The organism is Limnothrix sp. FACHB-1083 (assembly GCF_014696485.1).
In the GTDB taxonomy this organism is placed as follows: Bacteria; Cyanobacteriota; Cyanobacteriia; order CACIAM-69d; family CACIAM-69d; genus CACIAM-69d.
The window spans coordinates 21837-28213 of sequence record NZ_JACJQD010000022.1 but is presented as its reverse complement, the minus strand read 5'-3'; the positions used below and the strand labels follow the sequence as shown (position 1 = coordinate 28213).

Genomic DNA, 6377 nt, shown 5'->3' with positions numbered 1-6377 from the left:
AGAGATTGGAGAACTGTATCGAAAGCGCTGGCAGATTGAGTTGCTATGGAAGTTCTTAAAGATGCATTTAAAATTAGATCAGCTCATTACGAAAAATCAAAATGGCGTAGCAATACAGATCTACATGGTCTTAATTGCTTATGCCATCTTGCAGTTAATAGAATTGCCGCAATTCTATAGTCAGACGCTACTAGATAAATTGCGATATTTGCAAGTTGTACTCGGTCGCTATGGCTCAATCAGTCATTGGAGCTATGATTTACTGCCAGAAACTCTTGTTGCCTAGAATATGAAGTTTTGTGTTTAGATTCAACACTTCTGTCTTAAATGCTCTTAGTAATGAATTGATAGTGAAATTGTAGAGATGAATCATCAGGGATAAATTAGAGATCCATACTACGCAATTACTGAAAATTAACTTGAAATTAAGCTGAGGTATTTAAATGGAGGTGACAAGTGGTCACCCCCTAATTATTCAGAAAGTTCAGTTTGTCGGACGATGCTAGCTGTTGTTGCCTGAATCGCTCATGGCAACTTTGGGTGCTAGACCAAAGATCTGGGAATAGGCGTAGGCGATCGCGCACATGGAAACGGGTGCAGTGACCAGGATGCCAACAAAGCAAAGAATCACGCCTGCCAGATTCAGCAGACCGAGGAGAAAGGAGAAGCCGAAAATTCCCCACCAATGTTTGTTAACGACCTTCCGGCTCATTTCCATGGCGGGCCAGAACTGCACTCGCCGATCGATAATGAGAGGCATTCCCATGGAGTAGCAGATGCCCAAGTAGATGGCGGGAATGATGCCAATGAGCAGGAGAATTCCTCCAACGATGAGCAGGGGTGAGGGGGGTTCGCTACCTTCGCTCATGGCGGTGCCGATGCCCAACAGGATTGCACCGGGCAGCATGGGTAGTGAAGAAATGAGACCGGAAACGAGGGCAAAAAGGAAGAGGTCTCCGAATTGGCTAAAGCCTTCAAAAAAGTCTCCGAAGCTACGAGTTTGCTCTCGTAAAATCTTGAAGCTGTAGATTAAAAAGCCTGCGTTTAAGATGGGGCCAATGACAGAACTGGCGATCGAGCCGATACCTGGAATAACACCTAAGACGATGTTAATTAGAAGGACGACGACAAAGAAGCCCACTAAGGGGCCAGCGTCTTTCTGAAACATAGACCAGCCTTTGCCAATCCAGTCTCCTGAGTTGACGCTGTAGTCGCGATCGCCCAGTGAAGACCACTCGGGATTTTGCATGGTGATAGACTCCACGACGTTGAAACCAAGCACCCTGAGTCGTCGTCAGATCTTGTAAATCTTGATGACACAAGGGTTTGGCCACAAGCTAGCACCGGACTCCTCAGGGGCCGTCCGATTGAATGAATTTTTAATGAATGCTGGGGAGCCTGAAGACTAGGGCTGGAGGCTAGATTGGCCGAGGGCAGCGGTTAACGACTGGAGAGCAGGATCAGGCTGGCGAGGGTGCCGCTGTTCCATAAACCATGCAGCAGGATTGAGGACAGAAGATTGCGCGATCGGGCATAGACCACACCAAGAACGATGCCCAAGGTTGTGAGCGGCAGGACTTCCGAGAGACTGAGGTGGGCGAGGGCAAAGATCAAGCTGCTGAGGCCAATGGCTCCCCATGGGGGTAGATAGCGAGTGAGGGAAGGAAGCAGGAAGCCGCGAAAGAGGGTTTCTTCAAACAGGGGAGCCGCGATCGAGGCGGTTAGGAAAAAGCAGGTGATGGCGACGGGGTCGCGGTTTTCAAGGACGATCGAGAGGATGGGATTGCTGCCCCCTTGTCCTTGCCAAATTTGCTGATTTGCCAGGGAAACAAGAATGACGATCGGGAGCGCCACACAGTAACCACCGATGCCCCAGACCAGCCAGCGGCCATTTTGCCATTTGAACTGAAACCAGCCTTCTGGAAGAGGTAGATAGGATTTGACGGCGTAGCGCAGGGTTAGGACGCTCCCGGCGGCCATGAGTCCGTAACTGAAAAGGATGATGCCGGCTTGGGTTCCGCCCGTGAGGGTGCTGGGCTGAATGCCAAGCAGTTGCAGCCCGATCGAGCGGATGAGGGGAACAACAATCTGTCCGATCGCAAAAAAGCCAAGGATGAACACTTCCCAGATGGTTTCACCCGTCCAAGGAACCGTCCATTGAACGGAGGCGAGGGACAGCAGTGAGTTAGATCCCTTCAGGAAGCGTTGCACCAGCAAGGCGATCAGGCTAATGATGCCGCAGAGAAGGGCCAGGCCGGGGATGAGGTTAACGGCGGCCAGTTTCAACAGCAGGGACTCGGCTTGCAGGTTGGTTTCGGCGGCCAGAAGGCTGAGTTCAGCCGGCCGCTGTTGCAGACGGTACAGTCTGGCCAAGCTGGCATTGCGGAACCATCCCCCCAAAAATTGTCGGATGTTGCCTTCAATGCCTTGGGCGATGGCGGGCGGTAGCGCTGGGGTGATTTGGTTAGTGACTTGGTTGGTGATTTGGTTGCGATTTCCCCACAACAGAGCCAAATTTTCTCGAATTTCGTCAAAGTCACTGAGGAAACTTTGGGGATCGATCGAGTCGGGCATGGAAGCTGAAAGGCGGGCAAGCTGCTGCCAAGTGGTCAATGCGGCGGCGGAATCTCCCAACCGGGCCTGAAGCAGGCCCAATCGTAGGTCTACGGCGGCCAGCTCGCGCAATTGTTGGGCTAGCCGATCGAAGTCAGAGTCTGGCCCCGCTGTAGCTAAGTCGCTAGCCTCAGAATTTGCCGATCGATTGTTCGCCGGGGTGGTTAATTCGCGGATGAATTTTTCTGCACTCAAGGCAGCTTTCTCGCGAAAGGCCTGATATTGCTGGCGAGCATCGGCAAAGGTGCGATCGCCCAACAGTTGCTGCCGCAGGACGGTGATCGGGTCGTCGGTTTCGGTCGGGCGATCGGGCGGTAAGTCCAGTTCTCCCGTGGCCCGCAACATCAGATTGGTTTGATATAGCTCCAGACGACTTTGGATCTGGGTTTGGGTAAAGCTGCCCACCAAGGACAACCCAGAAACCGACAAGGCCAACACGGTCAGCACCACTAAAACCAATCGCTTGAAATTTCCGCTTCCAGTTATTCCCGTCACAATGTTGCTGTCCACCGTTCAAATGCTGTTTTAAAGGCTAGCCAACTCGATCAATTCGACAAATTCGATGGCTTTGATCGCTCGATCGCCCGATCAAGACGATCCACACAGAACTGCATCGCAAAATGCCATGAAATTTAGGAAATCATCCAAATTGTCCAGCCAAAGGTCATGAAACCCTTAACAGCTTACCTGGCCCTTACAAACTTATAAACCACGTTGCGGAAGCTAGTAATCCGATAAGTTCTGATAGATTCCGAAATCTTACTGAATTTATTTGTATCAGTTTTGTAATTTGTTAGGGTTTTTCGGAATTTCTTTAGCAATGCTCGATCGGGTGACTTGACAACTCTTTGGCCGGGGCGAGATTACCTGAATTTGCCTAACTCAGCCCTTTCATCCCTTCACCGCTCAGCTATTTCCTACAGCGGTCGTTAGGATCAAACCAGCTTAGGTCAAAGGCTGGCACGGCGTGACCAGGGTGAGCGATCGAAACCCAAAACCAGCACTCAAAAACAGCACTGGTTCCTGAGCAAGGTTATTCGGTCAAAATCTTCAACCACAGTTTCCCAGCTCTTCCGTGCCATAGCACCTTTGCCTGCAACCTTCCTGGAGCAGCACCATGATTCGTTTGCTAGTTGGCATTCTTGTTTGGGTGATCAATGTTTTGTATAAAGATCGCCCCTATCCTCGGTTTTACGTGTTGGAAACCGTGGCCCGCGTTCCCTACTTTGCTTACATGTCCGTGTTGCACCTCTACGAAACCTTGGGTTGGTGGCGCAAGGCGGACTGGCTGAAGGTGCATTTTGCGGAATCTTGGAATGAATTGCACCACTTGCTGATCATGGAAGCCTTGGGAGGAAATCAGGTTTGGAGTGATCGCCTGATCGCCAAGTCTGCGGCCCTGGTTTACTACTGGATCATTGTGGGGGTGTATTTGGTGTCTCCCCAATCTGCCTACCATTTCATGGAACTGGTGGAAAAACACGCCTATGCGTCCTACAACAAGTTTTTGCATCAAGCGGAAGCCATGTTGAAAGCGGAACCTGCGCCGGAAATTGCTCAGCGCTACTACCGCGATGGAGATTTGTATCTGTTTGATGAGTTCCAAACGGCCCAAGTGCCCGAAAGTCGCCGCCCAGTCATTGACAACCTCTACGATGTGTTTGTGGCCATCCGCGACGACGAAATGGAGCATGTGAAAACGATGGTGGCCTGTCAGCAGCCCCAGGATCAGGCCTGTCTGAGTCCCCATGAGGCGGGGAATTTGGCTGGCAAGACCCCCGAGTCGCTGGACGTGATCGCGCCGTCTTTGGAGATGACTCCCGATCGCCCGCAAATGGGTTAATCAACGGTTATTGCCCCTGGTTAATCAACGGTTATTGCCCCTATTGCCCCTAGTTGCCCCGCGAATCCCTGTGGGACTGGTGGGCCGGAAACCATGGCAATGACTAATGACTGACCGCCACGGGTCGCCCTCGATCGCTCCTTAATGACCATCAACTTTTCCAGGCGGATCGGGTTTGCCCGGTTCGCCTGTATTCTGGACAGTTCCCCTGTTCTCTATCTGTGCTCCCGTTTTTGGGTGTTTGTCATGGCTATGCAAGGTGCAACGCTTCCTAAAAATCGCGCCCTGGTGGCTCGCCATGCGGCCTTCACGGCCTTGGGGATGATTGAAGCGGGGGCCTATGCGGATGCGGCACTCGATCGGGTCATGCGTCAGTATGGGGATTTGGACGGGCGCGATCGCCGGTTGGTGACGGAGTTGGTCTATGGCTGCACCCGACAGTTGCGGGCCTTGGACGGTTGGATCGATCGCCTGGCGACCCGTTCCGCCCAAGAACAGCCGCCGACCCTCCGCAATTTGTTGCGGTTGGGTTTATATCAGCTTATTTATCTCGATCGAATTCCAGATTCGGCCGCCGTGGACACCACCGTGGAATTGGCCAAATTCTGCGGTTTAAAGGGGCTAAGTGGGTTCGTCAATGGCTTGCTGCGGGGATATTTACGCCAAAAAGCCAAAAATCCGAACCCGCTGACCTCGGTGGCGGGTCTTGAGCCGGTGGAACGGTTGGCCCAAACCTACAGTTACCCAAACTGGATTGTGCAAACCTGGCTCGATCGCCTGGGGGAAGCGGAAACGGAACAGTTGTGCCAATGGTTTGACCAGCCCCCGACGATCGACTTGCGGGTGAATACCTTGGTGACCGATCGCGAAACAGTGATGGCGGCCCTAACGGCGGCCGGTGTGGCCGTCACCCCGATCGACCACCTGCCCAATGCTCTGCGGTTAGCGGCCCAACGGGGCCATGGGGATGACCCTTTGGCAGAAACCATCGCCACCGAGCCAGATTCCCGATCAACCAATGGGCCGGACAATGGCCGGGCCTGGATCGCCACCCTTCCGGGCTATGGAGCCGGTTGGTGGACAGTGCAGGATGCCAGCGCCCAGTTAGTGGCTCTGTTGTTGGATCCGCAACCGGGCGAAACGGTGATTGATGCCTGTGCTGCGCCGGGCGGAAAAACAGCCCATATTGCGGCCCTGATGCAAGATCAGGGTCAGATTTGGGCGATCGATCGCGCTGGATCTCGCCTGCGGAAGGTGCAAGACACGGTGCGGCGGTTGGGATTGCGATCGATTCGGATGGTGGAAGCGGACAGCACCGGAGGCAAGGCACCCCTGGTCACCGCTGCCCGCAAGCGCGATCGGTCTCGATCGAAATCGGGCCCGATCAGCGGTTTAGAGGAAGTGCCCACCCAGTGCGATCGCCTCTTGCTTGATGTGCCCTGTTCTGGGTTGGGGACGTTGCATCGTCGGGCCGATGCCCGTTGGCGACAGACTCCGGAAACCGTGGCCCAGTTGGTGCAAATTCAGCGAGATTTACTCGATCGCGCCGATGCTTGGGTGCGGCCCGGTGGCGTAGCCGTTTATGCCACCTGCACCGTGCATGAGCCGGAAAATGGGGCAATTATCCGCGACTTTTTGCAACGCCATCCTCATTGGGCGATCGAACCGCCCACCCCTGACTCTCCCTTGGCTCCCTTTGTGACCGCCGCCGGCTGGCTGGAACTGTGGCCCCACCATTGGCAAATGGACGGCTTTTTCATGGTCAAACTCCGACGACAGCCATCAGATCCGTGAGCGTTGCGAGCGGCGACCACTATGTTTCAATGAATAGACGAGCAAAATTATGGTCGCCGAAATTACTCATTATTAATTTTTGATTATTAACGGCAATTGTTGCGTTTTAGGCGGGAATTTTAAGAAT

General features: G+C 53.3%; 5 protein-coding genes. 3 read left to right on the top strand and 2 right to left on the bottom strand.

All coding sequences use genetic code 11. The features are described 5' to 3' along the window. Window positions 1-286: transposase (locus H6F46_RS18515; RefSeq protein WP_242027764.1), on the top strand; the 286-nt coding region annotated here is incomplete at its 5' end. A gap of 216 nt (window positions 287-502) precedes the next feature. Here H6F46_RS18515 and H6F46_RS18510 read toward each other — a convergent pair. Both H6F46_RS18510 and H6F46_RS19960 read right to left on the bottom strand, forming a co-directional pair. Continuing rightward, complete coding sequence (locus H6F46_RS18510) at window positions 503-1249, bottom strand: hypothetical protein (RefSeq protein ID WP_190356215.1); 747 nt, start codon at window positions 1247-1249, stop codon at window positions 503-505. A 191-nt stretch (window positions 1250-1440) separates the two neighbouring features. Then, complete coding sequence (locus H6F46_RS19960) at window positions 1441-3123, bottom strand: type II CAAX endopeptidase family protein (protein WP_199291665.1); 1683 nt, start codon at window positions 3121-3123, stop codon at window positions 1441-1443. Window positions 3124-3730: 607 nt separating this feature from the next. On the opposite strand from H6F46_RS19960, the gene H6F46_RS18500 reads away from it, so the two are divergent. Then, complete coding sequence (locus H6F46_RS18500; RefSeq protein WP_190356214.1) at window positions 3731-4456, top strand: alternative oxidase; 726 nt, start codon at window positions 3731-3733, stop codon at window positions 4454-4456. A gap of 144 nt (window positions 4457-4600) precedes the next feature. Further along, entirely contained in the window at window positions 4601-6250 is a 1650-nt protein-coding gene (gene rsmB, locus H6F46_RS18495) for a 16S rRNA (cytosine(967)-C(5))-methyltransferase RsmB (protein ID WP_242028031.1), read from the top strand. Window positions 6251-6377: the final 127 nt, after the last annotated feature.

What these genes read in the sequence shown, in the direction of transcription:
- H6F46_RS18510 (WP_190356215.1), bottom strand. Translation starts at nt 1,249, where the DNA reads ATGCAAAATCCCGAGTGGTCTTCACTGGGCGATCGCGACTACAGCGTC.
- H6F46_RS18500 (WP_190356214.1), top strand. Translation starts at nt 3,731, where the DNA reads ATGATTCGTTTGCTAGTTGGCATTCTTGTTTGGGTGATCAATGTTTTG.
- rsmB (WP_242028031.1), top strand. Translation starts at nt 4,601, where the DNA reads ATGACCATCAACTTTTCCAGGCGGATCGGGTTTGCCCGGTTCGCCTGT.